17 protein-coding genes and 1 pseudogene are annotated in these 16,285 nt (G+C 67.4%); 2 read left to right on the top strand and 16 right to left on the bottom strand.

From position 1 onward, the window contains the following. Positions 1 to 4: 4 nt before the first annotated feature. The 5 genes and pseudogenes from AC1DYK_RS14965 to AC1DYK_RS14945 all read right to left on the bottom strand — a co-directional run bounded on the left by AC1DYK_RS14965 (position 5) and on the right by AC1DYK_RS14945 (position 4,068). Positions 5 to 1,000, bottom strand: a complete 996-nt coding sequence (locus AC1DYK_RS14965) for an ABC transporter ATP-binding protein (protein ID WP_478167050.1) — start codon at positions 998 to 1,000, stop codon at positions 5 to 7. Between the two features lie 145 nt (positions 1,001 to 1,145). Further along, positions 1,146 to 1,592, bottom strand: a pseudogene (locus tag AC1DYK_RS14960) (aldo/keto reductase); the annotation flags it as partial. An 8-nt stretch (positions 1,593 to 1,600) separates the two neighbouring features. Continuing rightward, the gene (locus AC1DYK_RS14955) at positions 1,601 to 2,038 is read right to left on the bottom strand and encodes a hypothetical protein (protein ID WP_478167049.1); all 438 of its coding nucleotides are present in this window, start codon (positions 2,036 to 2,038) and stop codon (positions 1,601 to 1,603) included. Between the two features lie 163 nt (positions 2,039 to 2,201). After that, the gene (locus tag AC1DYK_RS14950) at positions 2,202 to 2,762 is read right to left on the bottom strand and encodes a LysM peptidoglycan-binding domain-containing protein (protein ID WP_478167048.1); all 561 of its coding nucleotides are present in this window, start codon (positions 2,760 to 2,762) and stop codon (positions 2,202 to 2,204) included. A gap of 409 nt (positions 2,763 to 3,171) precedes the next feature. Beyond that, positions 3,172 to 4,068 (bottom strand): LysR family transcriptional regulator ArgP, encoded by an 897-nt coding sequence (locus tag AC1DYK_RS14945; protein WP_478167047.1) that lies wholly within the window; start codon positions 4,066 to 4,068, stop codon positions 3,172 to 3,174. 73 nt (positions 4,069 to 4,141) lie between these two features. Between AC1DYK_RS14945 and AC1DYK_RS14940 the strand changes: the two genes are divergently transcribed. Then, positions 4,142 to 4,792, top strand: coding sequence for a LysE/ArgO family amino acid transporter (locus AC1DYK_RS14940; protein ID WP_478167046.1), 651 nt, complete (start codon positions 4,142 to 4,144; stop codon positions 4,790 to 4,792). A 56-nt stretch (positions 4,793 to 4,848) separates the two neighbouring features. Here AC1DYK_RS14940 and AC1DYK_RS14935 read toward each other — a convergent pair whose 3' ends face one another. The 10 genes from AC1DYK_RS14935 to AC1DYK_RS14890 form a co-directional block, all read right to left on the bottom strand. Further along, positions 4,849 to 5,856 carry an aldo/keto reductase gene (locus tag AC1DYK_RS14935; protein ID WP_478167084.1) on the bottom strand — a complete coding sequence of 336 codons (1,008 nt, stop codon included), beginning with the start codon at positions 5,854 to 5,856 and terminating at the stop codon, positions 4,849 to 4,851. Positions 5,857 to 6,087: 231 nt separating this feature from the next. Beyond that, on the bottom strand, positions 6,088 to 7,041 hold the full coding sequence (locus AC1DYK_RS14930; RefSeq protein WP_478167045.1) for a Gfo/Idh/MocA family oxidoreductase: 954 nt from the start codon (positions 7,039 to 7,041) through the stop codon (positions 6,088 to 6,090). Further along, the gene (locus AC1DYK_RS14925) at positions 7,038 to 7,892 is read right to left on the bottom strand and encodes a class III extradiol dioxygenase subunit beta (protein ID WP_478167044.1); all 855 of its coding nucleotides are present in this window, start codon (positions 7,890 to 7,892) and stop codon (positions 7,038 to 7,040) included. Before AC1DYK_RS14925 ends, AC1DYK_RS14930 begins: the two co-directional genes overlap by 4 nt. An 87-nt stretch (positions 7,893 to 7,979) precedes the next feature. Beyond that, positions 7,980 to 8,420: a protocatechuate 4,5-dioxygenase subunit alpha gene (gene ligA, locus AC1DYK_RS14920; RefSeq protein WP_478167043.1), complete on the bottom strand. Its 441-nt coding sequence runs from the start codon at positions 8,418 to 8,420 to the stop codon at positions 7,980 to 7,982. Next, complete coding sequence (locus AC1DYK_RS14915) at positions 8,420 to 9,337, bottom strand: amidohydrolase family protein (protein WP_478167042.1); 918 nt, start codon at positions 9,335 to 9,337, stop codon at positions 8,420 to 8,422. The genes ligA and AC1DYK_RS14915 overlap by 1 nt, the downstream gene beginning before the upstream one ends. 4 nt (positions 9,338 to 9,341) lie before the next feature. Further along, positions 9,342 to 10,340 (bottom strand): Bug family tripartite tricarboxylate transporter substrate binding protein, encoded by a 999-nt coding sequence (locus tag AC1DYK_RS14910; RefSeq protein ID WP_478167041.1) that lies wholly within the window; start codon positions 10,338 to 10,340, stop codon positions 9,342 to 9,344. Positions 10,341 to 10,371: 31 nt separating this feature from the next. After that, positions 10,372 to 11,055, bottom strand: a complete 684-nt coding sequence (gene ligK / locus AC1DYK_RS14905) for a 4-carboxy-4-hydroxy-2-oxoadipate aldolase/oxaloacetate decarboxylase (RefSeq protein WP_478167040.1) — start codon at positions 11,053 to 11,055, stop codon at positions 10,372 to 10,374. Between the two features lie 22 nt (positions 11,056 to 11,077). Then, entirely contained in the window at positions 11,078 to 12,106 is a 1,029-nt protein-coding gene (locus AC1DYK_RS14900; protein ID WP_478167039.1) for an amidohydrolase family protein, read from the bottom strand. A gap of 43 nt (positions 12,107 to 12,149) precedes the next feature. Continuing rightward, positions 12,150 to 13,526: an MFS transporter gene (locus AC1DYK_RS14895; RefSeq protein ID WP_478167038.1), complete on the bottom strand. Its 1,377-nt coding sequence runs from the start codon at positions 13,524 to 13,526 to the stop codon at positions 12,150 to 12,152. Between the two features lie 26 nt (positions 13,527 to 13,552). Further along, complete coding sequence (locus AC1DYK_RS14890) at positions 13,553 to 14,245, bottom strand: substrate-binding domain-containing protein (RefSeq protein ID WP_478167037.1); 693 nt, start codon at positions 14,243 to 14,245, stop codon at positions 13,553 to 13,555. A 143-nt stretch (positions 14,246 to 14,388) separates the two neighbouring features. Here AC1DYK_RS14890 and AC1DYK_RS14885 point away from each other — a divergent pair, with 143 nt between their 5' ends. Next, a complete protein-coding gene (locus tag AC1DYK_RS14885; protein ID WP_478167036.1) occupies positions 14,389 to 15,297 on the top strand; it encodes a LysR substrate-binding domain-containing protein in 909 nt (302 codons plus the stop codon). 88 nt (positions 15,298 to 15,385) lie between these two features. Here the strand turns inward: AC1DYK_RS14885 and AC1DYK_RS14880 are convergent, their stop codons facing one another. Beyond that, complete coding sequence (locus AC1DYK_RS14880) at positions 15,386 to 16,285, bottom strand: NAD(P)-dependent oxidoreductase (protein WP_478167035.1); 900 nt, start codon at positions 16,283 to 16,285, stop codon at positions 15,386 to 15,388.

Genomic DNA, 16,285 nt, shown 5'->3' with positions numbered 1-16,285 from the left:
CGGCTCATGCTTCGGCCGCTCCGTGCATCGCGTAGAAGCGCGCGATGATCTCCTCGATCGCCAGGCCTTCGAGCCGGATGTCCTCGATCGCATGGTCGGCGGCGATGCGTGCGATCAGCGCCTGCGGGGTCACGCGCGCCGGATCGAAGCCCAGCACCGCCGTGCGCCCGTCGCGCGACAGCAGGCCGACGCCGGGCAGGTCGATCTGATCCGGCGCGGCGCCCGCGAAGTCCACCACCAGGCGCCGATCGGCCAGCACCTGGGCGCGCAGCGCCTCGATCGGGCTGTCGGTCAGCACGCGCCCGTGGCCGATGACGATCACGCGCTCGGCCAGCGCCTCGATGTCGTGCATGTCGTGGGTGGTCAACAGCACGGTGGTGCCGCGCTCGCGATTGGCGCGCCGCACGAAGTCGCGCACTGCGAGCTTCGACGGTGCGTCGAGCCCGATGGTCGGTTCGTCGAGGAACAGAAGGTCGGGCTCGTGCAGCAGCGCCGCCGCGATCTCGGCGCGCATGCGCTGGCCGAGCGACAGCTGGCGCACCGGCTGGTCGAGCAGCCGCTCGAGTTTGAGCAGCGCCACCAGTTCGTCGCGCGTGCGACGGTAGCGCGCCGGCTCGACCCGGTAGATGTCGCGCAGCAGGTCGAAGCCCTCGCCCACCGGCAGGTCCCACCACAGCTGGGTGCGCTGGCCGAACACCACGCCGATGCGGCCGACGTGGCGCTCGCGGTCGTGGAACGGATCGCGCCCGTCGACCTCCACCTGCCCGCCATCGGGGCGCAGGATGCCGGCGAGGATCTTGATGGTGGTCGACTTGCCGGCGCCGTTCGGGCCGATGAAGCCGAGCAGCTCGCCGCGCTCCAGCGCGAACGACACGCCGGACAAGGCCTCGACCGTCCGATGGCGCCGATGCAGCACGCCCCGGATCGCGCCGATCACGCCCGGATCGCGCTCGGAGATGCGGTAGGTCTTGACGAGGCGGTCGACGAGGATGTGAGGCATGTGGCGAAGCGCCCGCGGTGCGCGGCGAAAGATCGGCGGGGGGCGAATTCTAGGGGCTCGTGCGCCAAGCGCCAGCCCGAACGACTTCGTCCACCCGTCGATGGCGCCCGAGCCCCTCCAGCGTTGCCGCCCGAGAGCCGCGGCCTCAATCCGCGAAGACTTCGGTATCGACCTCGGTACTGCTCTGCGCGCCGTAGCGTTCACCGACCACGGTGCGCTGGTTGATCAGCGCATCGACCCGTGCGAACAGCTCAGGGGTCAACCGCACCTCGGCGGCCTGCAGGTTCTCGTGCAGGTGATCGAGGCTCGTGGTGCCGGGGATCGGGATGATGTCGCCGCTGCGTGCGAGCAGCCAGGCCAGCGCCAGCTGCTCCGTGTTGCGGCTCCAGAGCGAATACTCGTTCTGCACCGCGGCGATCGGGTGCACCGCATGCGCGCGGCGCAGCGTGGCCGCCGAGACTTCCGACAGCCCCAGCGCCCGGACCTTGCCCTCTTCCACCAGGCGCGACAGCTCGCCCACCGAGTCCTCGATCGGCACCGACTTGTCCCAGCGGTGCACGATGACTTCGGGTTGTGCCTGGCTCAAGCGATCCGCCTTCGCTATTTGCTCTCTTGCACGAAGGGGAGATTGCAGCGCTGCGACGGCATCGGGCCCAGAGGGCAGTAGTCGGAAGCGCCCGGATCGTCATGGCGCTGGTGGTAATCCTCGACGCTTTGATAACCAATCGCGGCCCAGTGGTCCCCGCCTTGCTTTGCGATCTCCATGACCTCGTACAGACAGGCCTTGCTGCGCTTCTTGAACCTGTAGGCGACGAAGGGCTTTTCACCCTTGAGGTCGCTCGCGATGACTTCGTATGGGCTCGCCTTGCAGACGCTGAACTGCGCCTGCCATTCGATTGTCTTGGCAGTGATGTTGACACGGCCGTAACATGCGCGCCCCCAACTCGGATAGCTTCCCGCGCAAGGCGGACCGGAGAGCGCAGCTGACGTGAACCCCAACGCGAGAGCGGCGACGCATGCCGAGAAGAGGGCCTTCATCGTGGACCTCTCTGCCTGACTGCATTCATCGCGTATTCAGGCTTCATCGAATATCTCGGATCGCCCTTCGGTTGGCCGTTGCCGTTGTAGCGCCTTGCCACCATTGAGAAGGTCCAAGGCTTCCAGTCAACAACGATCTTCCGTATCGACGCCCTCTGGCATTTCAGCACCTGTCCCACTCTGAGGCCATGAATCCCTTCAGCTTCTGCATGGTCTCGACAGTGCTGCGGTTCCTTCGTGCCAGCGTACTGAAGCTGTCCCCTGCGCCCGCCGTTACGTCAAATACGTTGGCGTCGTCGGGCACCGTGGTGAAGCCATAGTCGGCCATGCGCATGAGCAAGTAGCCGACGGCAGCGGCGATGTTCATACGCGGATTTTTCGTCACGTTGGAGGCGTTCAGCACATAGCACGGAGGCACAATGAGTTCGCTCCCTTCGTCGCCGAAGAGGAGCGCCCGGAGGCCGGGATCGCCCGCTACGCCAATTTGCAGCGGCTTGGCCTTCCAGGCGCCTTCCTGCGGCCCTGATTCGACCCACATCATGGCCTTGACCAGTCGCCAATCGAGATTCACGAAGCGCGGCGTGTCACGAAGATGGATGTTGTATTCCAGGACCACTCGCCTTAGTTCCGGGTCGTAGTCGTCCCAATCGCTGCCGGCCCGGTTGATGCCTTCTTTCCACCTCTGAAATCCGTCTTCGTCGCTGCCGCTTGCTGCCGTCGCCATGGACGCCTCCTTTTTCGATCGAACCGGTTCGGAGGCTACCGTGGGCAAGGTGGGAAACGAGCAGCGACTGGTCTCTTATCCAAACACTCGGAAAATTCCGGTCACCTTTCGGTCAAGTGCCAGCGGATGTGCGGCAGCCAAGCCCGCCTGTCGATGAAGTCCTTCAGGCCTTGAGCCGGCGGTCGAGCTCCGCCTGGGCGAAAAACGCGCTCGATTCCGTGCGAGGACCTGCCAATCAGCGACGGGACGGTGGGACTGTGGCCGTACGAGTTGATTCTGGACGAGGCGACATCTCGCGATCTAATGGAAGGGCTGCTCGAATGGGCGAAACCCTCGGGGATGAAGTTCAGGATCCATGCGACCAGGGATCATTTCGAGACGATCTAAGCGAATCATCAGCTGGGCCGATTCAGGGCGGCGACAAAGCCCGCCGGGCGCCTGCGACGAGGTGCTGGGTCAAGCCATCAAGAAGCGCTGAGGCTGCACGCGCATGCTGCCAGTGCAATGGGACGTCCAGCGGTGTCTTCGGCACCAGCTCGACGAGCGAGCCGTCCTTCAAGTGCGGCGCAATCAACGCCTGCGGGTGTAGGCCCCAGCCCATGCCGGCCAAGGTCGCGGTCACGAAGGCCTGGGAAGACGGAAGGATGTGCCGCGGCAGTTCCACGTGCCGATGGCACAGGCGCTGTGCCCACTGGGCCTGCAACTCATCCTTTGGGTTGAACACGAGGCTGGGCGCGCGGGCCAGACTACCCGCCCCGACGCCGTCGGCAAAATGACGGGCCATGAAATCCGGACTGGCGGCGGGCAGATAACGCATTGAGCCCAATGGCCGGCTGTTGCATCCGGTGGCGGCACGGCTGCTGCCGGTCACGGCAGCCAGCACGGCGCCGCTGCGCAGCCATTCCGCCGTATGGTCTTGGTCATCCACCACTATCTCCATGAGCACCGGCGCTTTTGCCGCGAAGGCGGCAACGGCCGGAGCAAACCATGTGGCCAGACTGTCGGCGTTTACCGCAACGGGCAGCGGCACCCGTGCAATCCCCTCCGGTGCCAGCGCTGGAACAGCTCCTTCAAGGTCTTGCTCCAGCAGGCGAACGCGGTCCACGTGCTGGCATAGGCGCCGGCCGACTTCCGTAGCACGGCACGGCTGTTCCCGCACTACCAGCGCGCAACCGATACGCTCCTCCAACAGCCGAATGCGCTGCGAGACGGCCGACGGCGTCACATTCAGGGCGCGGGCGGCGCGCTCAAAGCTCCCCTCTCGCACGACTGCGGAAAGTGCGGAAAGCGCCGAATAGTCCAACATGAAGTAAATTTCTCTAAAGCGAGCTTAGGAAAGATAGTTTGTCTTCATTGACTCACACAGGCAAGCTTCGCCCATGCTGAACTTTTCAGACGCCGGTTCGCTCGCGCTTCCGGTCTTCATCCAGGGCCTGGCCCTGAGTTTGGGGCTCATTGTTGCCATCGGTGCCCAGAACGCCTTCGTTCTGCGCCAGGGGCTGCGCCGCGAGCATGTGGGACCCGTTGTGTTGTTCTGCGCGGTGGCAGACGGGGCGCTGATTGCCGCTGGGGTCTTGGGCATGGCGCAGGCCTTGGGTGAACGTCCCGGGCTGGCGCGAGCGCTTGCGCTGGCTGGCGCCGTCTTCTTGGCAGTCTATGGGGCGCAGGCGCTTCGCCGTGCACGTCAACCGCATCAGTTGCGGGTAGCGGAAGGGAATGCGGCTTTCGGCCGGGGTGCAGCCGTGGCGCAGGCCGCTGCTTTCACGCTGCTCAACCCGCATGTCTACCTGGACACCGTGCTCTTGGTCGGCAGCATCGGCGCGCAGCAGCCCGGGGCGCTACGCGGGTGGTTCGTCGCCGGCGCAAGCACGGCCAGCATGCTCTGGTTCGGACTTCTAGGCTATGGCGCGCGCTGGCTCGCACCCTGGTTTGCTCGTCCGCGAGCCTGGCAGATGCTGGACGGTCTGGTTGGCCTGACCATGATGGTGTTGGCTGCGCTTTTGGTTGGTCGCGCCTTCACGGGCTTCTGACTTCAGAGGTCAACGTCTCCGACCTGGCGCAACTGCTTGCGGCCAGGCCGCTGACGTCAATCCGCGAAGACTTCGGTATCGACCTCGGTACTGCTCTGGGCGCCGTAGCGTTCACCGACCACGGTGCGCTGGTTGATCAGCGCATCGACCCGTGCGAACAGCTCAGGGGTCAACCGCAACTCGGCGGCCTGCAGGTTCTCATGCAGGTGGTCGAGGCTCGTGGTGCCGGGGATCGGGATGACGTGCTCGCCGCGCGCCAGCAGCCAGGCCAGCGCCAGCTGCGCCGGCGTGCAGCCGGCCTCGCGCGCCAGCGCGGTGTAGGCCGGCAGCAGTTCGAGGTTGCGCGGATAGTTCTCGGGCGAGAAACGCGGCATTGCGCGCCGGATGTCCTTGGCGTCGAGAGTCGACACGTCATGCAGCACATCGCACAGGAAGCCGCGCGCCAGCGGGCTGAACGCGACCAGCGCCGCGCCCAGTTCGCGGCAGGCCTGCAGCACGCCGATCTCGGTGTTGCGGCTCCAGAGCGAATACTCGTTCTGCACCGCGGCGATCGGGTGCACCGCATGCGCGCGGCGCAGCGTGGCCGCCGAGACTTCCGACAGGCCTAGCGCGCGCACCTTGCCTTCTTCCACCAGCCGCGACAGCTCGCCGACCGAGTCCTCGATCGGCACCGACTTGTCCCAGCGGTGCAGGTAGTAGAGGTCGATGACCTCGGTCTGCAGGCGGCGCAGGCTGTCCTCGCAATTGCTGCGCAGCGTGGCCGGACGGCCGTCGATCACCCGGCGCACCGTGCCGTCGTCGCCGCGCACGCCGGCCATGCCGCCCTTGCTGGCCAGCGTGAAGGCGCTGCGGTGAGGCTTGAGCACGCGCCCGACCAGCTCCTCGTTGGCGCCGAAGCCATAGAGCGCTGCGGTGTCGAACAGGGTCACGCCGGCGTCGAGCGCCGCCAGCAGCAGCCGCTCGCCCTGCGCCGCCGACGGCGGCACGCCGTAGGCATGGCTCAGGTTCATGCAGCCCAGGCCGATGGCGCTGACCGAAAACGGGCCGAGTTGTCGCTTGTGCATAGCGTGTTTCATCCTAGTGCTCCAGCACGCGATCGCGTGACCCGCGACGCCCGAAACCGTCACTCCCCAAGTCCAGGGATACCGCGGAACCGGCTTTGCCGGGCCGCCGGTATCGCCCCCTCGAGGGGCTGAGGTCCGCGGCTCCAAGCCTGCATGGGCAGGCTTGGACGGACCCGAAGAGCCGCTGCCTCTGGCGGCGACTCGGGGCGCCGCAGGCGCATCGGGGGTGCTTCATGCCAATTGCTGTTCCAGCTTCTGCAGCACCTGGTAGCAGGGCAGCACCTGGGCCACGCTCGAGTTCGGCTCGCGGCCTTCGCGGATGGCGGCGAAGAACTCGCGGTCCTGCAGCTCGATGCCGTTCATCGACACGTCCACCTTCGAGACGTCGATCGGCTCTTCCTTGCCGGTGAAGAGGTCGTCGTAGCGCGCGATGTAGGTGCCGGTGTCGCCGATGTAGCGGAAGAAGGTGCCCAGCGGGCCTTCGTTGTTGAAGGACAGCGACAGCGTGCAGATCGCGCCGTTGGCCGCCTGCAGCTGGATCGACATGTCCATCGCAATGCCCAGCGCCGGATGGATCGGGCCCTGCACCGCATTGGCCTTCACGATCGGGCTGCCGGCCTGGTAGGCGAACAGGTCCACGGTGTGGGCCGCGTGGTGCCACAGCAGGTGGTCGGTCCAGCTGCGCGGCTGGCCCAGCGCATTCATGTTGGTGCGGCGGAAGAAGTAGGTCTGCACATCCATCTGCTGGATGTTGAACTCGCCGGCCTTGATCTTGTGGTGCACCCACTGGTGGCTGGGGTTGAAGCGGCGCGTGTGGCCGCACATCGCGACCAGGCCGGTTTCCTTCTGCAGGTCGACCACCGCTTGCGCGTCCTTGAGCGAATCGGCCAGCGGGATCTCGACCTGCACGTGCTTGCCGGCCTTGAGCGCGGCGATGCTCTGCGAGGCATGCATCTGCGTCGGCGTGCACAGGATCACGGCATCGACTTCCTTCAGCGCCAGCGATTCGGCCAGGTCGGTCGTGACGTGGCCGATGCCGTACTTGGCCGCCACTTCACGCGTCTTGTCGAGCTCGCGGCTGACCAGCGAGACGACTTCCACGCCGTCGATGTTCTTGATGCCGTCGAGGTGCTTGATGCCGAACGCGCCGGCGCCGGCGAGGGCGACTTTGATGGTCTTGGTCATTGGTTCTCCAGGATGAGGTGGCCCACGGCCGTGTTGGACGCGGGAACATGGAAGAAACGGCGCGCGACCTTCGGCGGCTTGCCGCCGGCGACGTCGGACATGGCGCCGCGCGCGATCAGCCACATCACGAGCTCGATGCCCTCGGAGCCGGCTTCGCGCACGTAGTCGATGTGCGGCATCTTCGAGAGATCGTCGGGGTCGGCGATCAGGCGGTCGAGGAACTTGTTGTCCCACTCGGCATTGATCAGGCCGGCGCGCGGGCCCTGCAGCTGGTGGCTCATGCCGCCGGTGCCCCAGATCTGCACGTTCAGGTCCTCGTCGAAGGACTCGACCGCGCGGCGGATCGCCTGGCCCAGCATGAAGCAGCGGCGGCCGCTGGGCACCGGGTACTGCACCACGTTGACCGCGAACGGGATCACCGGGAAGGGCCAGGCCTCAGGCTGGCCGCACATCAGCGACAGCGGCACCGTGAGGCCGTGGTCGACGTCCATCTTGTTGACGATGGTGAGGTCGAAGTCCTGCTGGATCACGCTCTGCGCGATGTGCGCGGCCAGCGGCGCATGGCCCATCACGGTAGGCACGGGGCGCGGGCCCCAGCCTTCGTCGGCCGGCTGGTACGAATCGGCGGTGCCGATCGCGAAGGTCGGGATCATGTCCAGGCTGAAGGCCGTGGCATGGTCGTTGAAGACCAGGAACACGACGTCGGGCTTGTTGTCCTTCATCCATTGCTTGGAGAAGTCGTAGCCCGCGAACAGCGGCTGCCAGTAGGGCTCGTTCGACTTGCCGAGGTCGAGTGCGGCGCCGATGGCGGGCACGTGCGAGGTGTAGACGGATGCGGTGATGCGTGCCATGTCAGGTCTCCTGCCGGGCCGCCCCAAAGGAGGCCTGCGCCCCCTCGGGGGGCAGCGAATACACGAAGTGATGAGCGTGGGGGCTTTTCATATTGCCTTCTTGCCTGCGGCGCCTTGCGGCTGCCGATGCGCCTGCGCGCTGCCGTCCTCGCCGATGCGGCGATTGCCTTCGATCGAGCGGCCGCCGTGGATCATCATGTCGCGGTACTCCTCCTCGGTCATGCCGGTCATGCTGCCGGCCATCTGCTGGAAGCTCTTGCCGTCGGTGGCGCCGATCTTGGCCAGGAAGTAGATGTTGCCGCCGAGCGCGATGCAGCGGTTGAGGTCGCGCGCCAGCACGGCCTGCTTCTGCGCCTCGGTCATCGGCCATTCGTCGAGGTAGGCCCGCTCGTCGGCCTTGAAGCGCTCGCGGTTGGCGGCCTTCATCAGCGACATGCAGAACTGGTTGAGGTGGTAGCCGAGGCGCGATTGCTCGGCGTCGAAGATGGTCGTGCCGGGCACGTCCTTGTAGGGTTTCTCGAGCGACATTACTTGATCTCCGGCCAGTACAGGCGCGTCGGGTTGTCGACCAGCAGCTTGCGCTGCAGCTCGGCGGTCGTCGCGATCTGCGGGATGAAATCGACCAGCAGGCCGTCGTCGGGCATGTGGTCCTTGAGGTTCGGGTGCGGCCAGTCGGTGCCCCACAGCACGCGGTCCGGGAAGCTCTCGACCACCTTGCGGGCGAAGGGCACCACGTCCTGGTAGGCCGCCTGCTCGCCGTTCAGGGCCTTCGGGCCGGTGAGCGACAGGCGCTCGGGGCAGCTGACCTTGCTCCAGACGTTGGTGTGCTCGCGCATGAACTTCAGGAACAGCTCGAACTCGGGGCCGTCGATCGGCTTGCTGACATCGGGGCGGCCCATGTGGTCGACCACCACCGTGGTCGGCAGGGCGGTGAAGAAGTCCCACAGCTCGGGCAGGTCGACCGCCTCGAAGTAGATCACCACGTGCCAGCCGAGCGGCGCGATGCGGTTCGCAATCTCGAGCAGCTCGTCCTTGGGCGTGAAGTCGACCAGCCGCTTGACGAAGTTGAAGCGCACGCCGCGCACGCCGGCCTCGTGCAGTTCCTTCAGCTCGGCGTCGCTGATGCTGCGCTTGACCGTGGCGATGCCCTTGGCGCGCCCGCCCGACGCCTTCAGCGCATCGACCATGGCGCGGTTGTCAGCGCCGTGGCAGGTGGCCTGCACGACCACGTTCTTGTCGAAGCCGAGGTGATCGCGCAGCGCGAACAGCTGGTCCTTCGAGGCGTCGCAGGGCGTGTACTTGCGCTCGGGCGCGAAGGGGAACTGGTCGCCCGGGCCGAACACGTGGCAATGCGCGTCGACGCTGCCGGCCGGCACCTGGAAGCGGGGCTTCGAGGGGCCCGCGTACCAGTCGAGCCAGCCCGGGGTCTTGGTGAATGCGGTCATGGTCTCAATCCAGGGAGATGTTCGCCTTGCGGATCACGTCGCCGAAGCGCTGCGTCTCGGCCTTGACGAACTGGTTGAACTGGTCGCGCGTCTGCGGGAAGGGTTCATAGCCGAAGCTCTTGAACTTCTCCAGCACGTCGGGGCTGGCCAGCGCGGTCTCGATGTCCTTCTTGATCTTGTCGGTGACCGCCGGCGGCAGGCCCGGCGGCACCGCGATCGCGTTCCAGCCCGTGACCTCGAAGCCCTTCGGGCCGCCCGACTCGCCCACCGTGGGCACGTCCGGAAAGCTGGCGTTGCGCTGCGGCGCGGTCACGGCCAGGAAGCGCAGCTTGCCGGCGCGCTGCAGCGGGCCCGCCGTGGCGGCGCTGCCCAGCGCGAAGGCCAGCTCGCCGGTCGACACCGAGGTGTAGAGCTGGGTGGTTTCCTTGTAGAGCACGTGCTCCATCTTGATGCCCGCGGTGCTCGCGAACAGTTCGGAGCCCAGGTGCACCGGGTTGCCGATCGACCAGGAGCCGAAGTTGAGCTTGCCCGGGTTGGCCTTGGCGTCCGCGATGATGTCGCCGACGGTCTTGTACTTGCTGTTGGTCGCGACCGTGAAGAAAAAGTAGGTCTTGAACAGCGGCAGCAGCGTGTCGAAGTCCTTCACCGGGTCGTAGGGCAGCTTCTTGAACAGGGCCGGGTAGGCGGCCAGGTGCACGTTGTCGAGCACGACCATGTCGGTGCCGTCTTTGGCGCCGCGCTTGAAGGCGTCGATGGCGATGAAGCCGTTGCCGCCCGGGCGGTTCTCCACCACCACCGGCTGGCCCCAGGCACGCGACAGCTTGTCGGCCACCAGGCGGGCGACGCCGTCCGGGCCGCCGCCGACCGGGAACGGCGTGATGATGCGCACCGGCTTGGTCGGGAATTGCTGGGCGAAGGCGCCCATCGGCAGCGCGGCGGCGGTCAATGCGCCGGCGGCCAGGGCGAGGCCGCGTTGAGCCAGGAAGCGTCGTGTGACTTGCATGTTGGGACCAGGTGAAGAGGTAGAAAGGGATTCAGTCGATGTAGCGCAGGCCGGCCTTCTCGAGGGGCTCGCGCATCTTGTACATGTCGAGGCCCAGCACGCCGGAGGCGAGCTTCTCGCGCTTGGCGCCTTCGTTGGCTTCGCGCGCCACGGCGGCTTCGAGCGCCTTGGCCGCCATTGCACGGGGCACACAGACCACGCCGTCGTCGTCGGCCACGATGACGTCGCCGGGCGTGACCAGCATGCCGGCGCAGACCACCGGGATGTTGACCGAGCCGAGCGTGGCCTTGATGGTGCCCTTGGACGAGATCGCGCGGCTCCAGACCGGGAAGTTCATTTCCTGCAGGGTCTTCACGTCGCGCACGCCGGCGTCGATGATCAGCGCGCGGGCGCCGCGGGCCTGGAAGCTGGTGGCCAGCAGGTCGCCGAAATAGCCGTCGGTGCATTCGGCCGTGACCGCCGCCACCACCACGTCGCCGGGCTGGATCTGCTCGGCCGCCACATGCATCATCCAGTTGTCGCCGGGTTGCAGCAGCACCGTGACCGCGGTGCCCGACACCTGCACGCCGGGATAGATCGGCCGCATGTAAGGCTTGAGCAGGCCGACGCGGCCCATGGCCTCGTGCACCGTGGCCGAGCCGAGCTTGGCCAGGGCATCGGCCGTGGCGCGGTCGGCGCGCTCGATGTTGCGATAGACGACTCCGAGTTCGTACATGGTCATGTCTCCTAGATGGGGGTCAGAGGCCCTTGGCCTTGAGGGCGGCGTCGAGCCGCGGGAACACGCGGCGCGCATTGCCTTCGTAGATCTGGAAGCGGTCGGCATCGCTCAGGATCTTGCTCGACTCGATGTAGCGCTTGGTGTCGTCGTAGTAGTGGCCGGTGGTCGGGTCGATGCCGCGCACCGCGCCGATCATTTCCGATGCGAACAGCACGTTCTTGACCGGAATCACGGTGTTCAGCAGGTCGATGCCCGGCTGGTGATAGACGCAGGTGTCGAAGTAGATGTTGTTGAGCAGGTGCTCGTCGAGCAGCGGCTTCTTGAGCTCTTGCGCGAGACCGCGGAAACGCCCCCAGTGATACGGCACCGCGCCGCCGCCGTGCGGGATCAGGAAGCGCAGCGTCGGGAAGTCCTTGAACAGGTCCGAGGTCAGGCACTGCATGAAGGCCGTGGTGTCGGCGTTGAGATAGTGCGAGCCGGTGGTGTGGAAGGCCGGGTTGCAGCTGGTGCTGACGTGGACCATCGCGGGGATGTCGTACTCGACCATCTTCTCGTAGATCGGGTACCACTGGCGGTCGCTCAGCGGCGGGCTGGTCCAGTGGCCGCCGCTCGGGTCGGGGTTCAGGTTGATGCCGACATTGCCGTATTCCTTGACGCAGCGCTCGAGCTCGGGGATGCAGGTCTTGGGGTCGACGCCCGGCGACTGCGGCAGCATCGCGGCCGGGATGAAGTGGTCGGGGAACAGCTGGCTCACGCGATAGCAGAGCTCGTTGCAGATCGCGGCCCAGGTCGACGAGGTCTCGAAGTCGCCGATGTGGTGGGCCATGAAGCTGGCGCGCGGGCTGAAGATGGTCAGGTCGGAGCCGCGCTCCTTCATGAGCTTGAGCTGGTTGCTCTCGATGGTCTCGCGGATGTCGTCGTCGCTGATCTGGAGGTCGCTGGCCTTGGGCGCCTTGGACGGGTCCTTGAGGCCGGCGATCTGCAGGTCGCGCCAGGCGCCGAGTGCGGCAGGGGCGGTCGTGTAGTGACCGTGGACGTCGATGATCATGTCGTGTGCTCCTGGGACTGAAAGGTCGATGACGGTGAGGGGTTCAATGGGCCACGGGTTCCGCGGCGGGGTCGCGCAGGCTCCGGCCCACAGGGGCTTGCGGATGCACCCACTGCTTGACGACCAGGGCCGCGGTGGCGATCAGGCCCGGAATGGCCACGATGGTGAAGATGCGGTCGAAGCCCAGGCTGCGGGCCGCCAGCTCGGCCACCAGGAACGAGCCCGCGATGCCGCCGAAGCGGCCGATGCCCAGCATCCAGGCGACGCCGGTGGCCCGGCCCTGCGTGGGGTAGAAGACCGCGGCCAGCGCGGGCATCGACGACTGCGCCGTGTTCATGATGGTGCCGGCGACGAACACCATCACCACCAGCCAGCCGTCGTTGCCCACGGTCTGGCCGATCAGGTAGACCGACAGGGCGGTCAGCGCATAGCCGACGGCAATGATCCGGTTGGCATTGAAGCGGTCCATCAGCCAGCCGCAGAACACGGCACCGACGCCCCCCAGCGGAAACAGCGCCGCCACCAGCACGGCCTTGTGCGGATCCATGCCGGCGTCCTTGAGCAGGATCGGCATCCAGTTGATCAGCGCATAGAAGATGACCAGGCCCATGAAGTAAGCCAGCCAGAGCATGAAGGAGCCGATGCGGTGGCTGCGCCCCAGCACCAGCGCCAGCCCGCTGCCCGCCACCGGGCCGGCCTGCCGCTCGGTCAGGACGAAGGAGGTCGCCGTTGCGGCCGTGGCGGAAATGCGCACCAGCACGCGGCGGATGCGTTCGCTCGGCTGTCCCCGGGCCACCATGTAGCGCACCGATTCCGGCAGCACCACGAGCATCAGCAGCGCCAGCACCACGGGCACGATGCCCCCCAGCAGCAGCACGCTGCGCCAGCCCCAATGCGGAATCATCCAGGCGGCCAGGAAGCCGCCGAAAGCCGCCCCCAACGGAAAGCCGCAGAACATCGCGTTGGTCAGCATCGAGCGTTGCTTGTCCGGGCAGTATTCGCTGGTCAGGGTGACGGCATTGGGCATGGCCGCGCCGAGGCCCAGCCCGGTCACGAAACGCAGGGCCGTGAGGCCCTCGAGGCTGCCGGCGAAGCTGGACGCCAGGCTCGCCAGGCCGAACACGAGCACCGATGCGGTCAGCACCGCCCGGCGGCCGAACCTGTCGGCCAGCGGGCCGGCGCTCAGGGCGCCCGCTGCCAGCCCGAACAGTGCCGCACTCAGCACCGGCGCCAGCGCGGGCTTGGACACGCCCCACTCGCCGATCAGCGAAGGCGCGATGTAGCCGATGGCGGCGGTGTCGAAGCCGTCGAGCAGGACCACCAGGAAGCACAGGCCGAAGATCAGCCACTGATAGCCGGAGAAGCCCTGCGAATTGAAGAACGCCTGGACGTCCAGCGGCGTGTTGTTTGCTTGTTTCATGATCCCTGCGATTTGGTACGGGTGGCTCAGGCCGGGTCCATGCCCTGCGCGCGCTTCGCGGCGTCGGCCTCGGGCGAGGCCATGAAGGCCAGCATGGCGCGCACGGTCTCGGCCTGGGCCGATCCGGTGCCGACACCAGCGGAAAAAATGGTGACGATCTGGATCGCGGGCGGCATCGGGCCCAGCAGGTCGATGCCCTCGACATGGATCAGTTCGCTGAGCTGCTGGAAGCCCAGCTCGACCTCGCCGCGCGCGACGAGGGTGCCGACCGGCACGCCCGGGGGCGCCTGCACGATGCGCGCCTTGATCTGCTCGGCGATGCCCCAGCGCTCGAACAGCGCGGCCAGCGCGACGCCGCTCGGGCCGGTCGAATAGCTGAGGCTGCGGGCGGCCAGCACGGCGCTGCGCAGCGCTTCCTCGGAGCCGATGTCGGGATGCGGGGCGCCCGCCTTCACGGCCACCGCGACGCCAGAGCGCACCAGGTCGGTCTTGCTGCCGGCCTCGATGCGGCCGGCGGCGATCAGCTTGTCGATGGCGTCGGAAGCCAGCACGACCACGTCGAAGGGCTCGCCGGCCAGCACCCGCTTGGCGGCATCGACGCCGCCGACCGATTCGATCGTGACCGAGGCCCCCGAGCGCTGCTCGAAAGCGGCGACCAGATCGGCCAGCACCTGGCGGGTGGCCATCGACGAAATCCCCTTGATCGCGGTCTTCTGCATGCTTTTCGCCTTGTCTCCAATGCCGGTGCGGCCGGCTCGATTGAGCGGATTTTGCGGCGGTATGGCCCTGCGAGATTTGCCATAAGCCACTAGCAGCTAGAACAAATCGGCATATCATCAGCGGCTGAGCCTGGAGAAGCCCCGTGGACCTGAAACAGCTGGCGTATTTCGTTCGCGTCGCCGAGTTGGGCAGCTTCACGCGTGCCGCCGTGGCGCTGAAAGTGGCGCAGCCGGCGCTGAGCCGGCAGGTGCGCCTGCTCGAGGTCGAACTGCGGCAGAACCTGCTGGTGCGCAATGGCCGCGGCGCCACGCCGACCGAGGCCGGGCAGGTGCTGCTGGCCCATGGGCGCGGCATCCTCCATCAGGTGGAGCGCGCCCGCGAAGAGCTCGACCGCGTGCGCGGCTCGCTGGCCGGCCGGGTGGCGGTCGGCCTGCCGCCCAGCATCGCGCGGGTGCTGACGGTGCCTCTCACCCGCGCCTTCCGCGAACAGATGCCGCAGGCGCAGCTGTCGATCAGCGAAAACCTCTCGACCGCGATGCAGGACCAGGTGCTGCACGGCGGACTGGACATCGCGGTGCTCTACGACGCCCGGCCGATGCCGGGGCTGGATGTGCAGCGCTTGCTGGAGCAGTCGCTGCTGCTGGTCGGGCGCCGCCCGCCCGGGCTGCAGGAAGACCCGCCGCCGGCACCGATGGCGCTGGCCGAGGTGGCCCGGCTGCCGCTGGTGATCCCGAGCCGGCCCAATGCGATCCGGATGTACGTGGAATCCGAGATGGCCGGCATCGGCTGCACGCCGCATGTGGCGCTCGAGATCGATGGCGTGTCGGCGATGCTCGACCTGGTCGCCGACGGTGCCGGTTTCGCGATCCTGTCGCGCAACGCGGTGATCCGCTCGATCAACCCCTCGGCCTACACCCTGCGCGAGATCGTGTCGCCGCCGCTGCGCATCCCGGTCTTCACCGCGGTCAGCGCGCTGCGGCGCGCGACGCTGACGCAGCAGGCGACGCTGGACCTGATCCGCAAGACCGGCGAGTCCCTTCTCAAGGGCTGAAAAGGCCTCAGTCCGCCGCCGGGCCGCCCCAAGGCGGACCGCGCCCCCTCGGGGGGCAGCGAGTACACGAAGTGACGAGCGTGGGGGCTCAGTCCTTGCGCGCGGCCAGCAGGCGGTCGGCGTAGTCCTGCCAGGGCGACTGCGCGTCGAGCCCGTCGAACACCCCGGCCCTGGCCTGGTCGGCCACCCACTGCTGCTTGTCGGCGATGGCCGCCGTCATGGTCGGCGCGAAGCCGGCCTCGCGCACCGTGTTGGCGGCTTCCCGCATTTCCTCGGCCCGGCGCTGGCCGTGCTGCACCACGCGGCTGAAGAAGTAGGCGCCCTGGCGGCTCCAGTCGATGCTCGGGAAGGTCTCCTGCAGGGTCGGCAGCACATGGTCTTCCACACCGTAGGCGCGCGCCGTGGCGTAGCTTTCGATGACCAGTGCCTCCAGGCCCTTGATCATCACGCTGCGGCTCATCTTGATCGCGCTGGCGACGCCCAGGCGCTCGCTCACGGCCTTCGTGTCCAGGCCCCAGGCGGACAGGGCCTCGGCCAATGCGGCCGCTCGCTCGCCGCCGAGCAGCATCGGCACGCGGATGCCGTAAGGCGGCACGGAGGTCATCACGCCGGCTTCGACGTAATGCGCGCCGGCGGCTTCGACCAGCGCCGCGCACTGCTGCTTGGTCCCGGGCGAGGCCGAGTTGAGGTCGAGGAAGACGGTGCCCGGGCGCAGCTGCGGCGCCGCCTCCTGCGCCACGCCCAGCGTGTTCGAGGCGGTGACGGCGGAAATCACCAGCGTGCTGGCCTGGCACAGCGCGCCCATGGACGGGTGCGCCACCACGCCGGCCTGCGCCGCGTGCGCCTGCTCGCTCGCCTGGCGCGCCGGGTCGATGAACTTCAGGTCCCAGGCGCCCACCGTCCGGACGCCGGGCTTGTCCTTGAGGCCGAGCGCGAAGGTCTTGCCCACCTCTCCATAGCCGATCAGGCCGATGTGTTCGAGTTGCAT

It is taken from the genome of Variovorax sp. P2_H12 (assembly GCF_056403395.1).
This window is presented reverse-complemented; position numbering and strand designations above follow the sequence as displayed.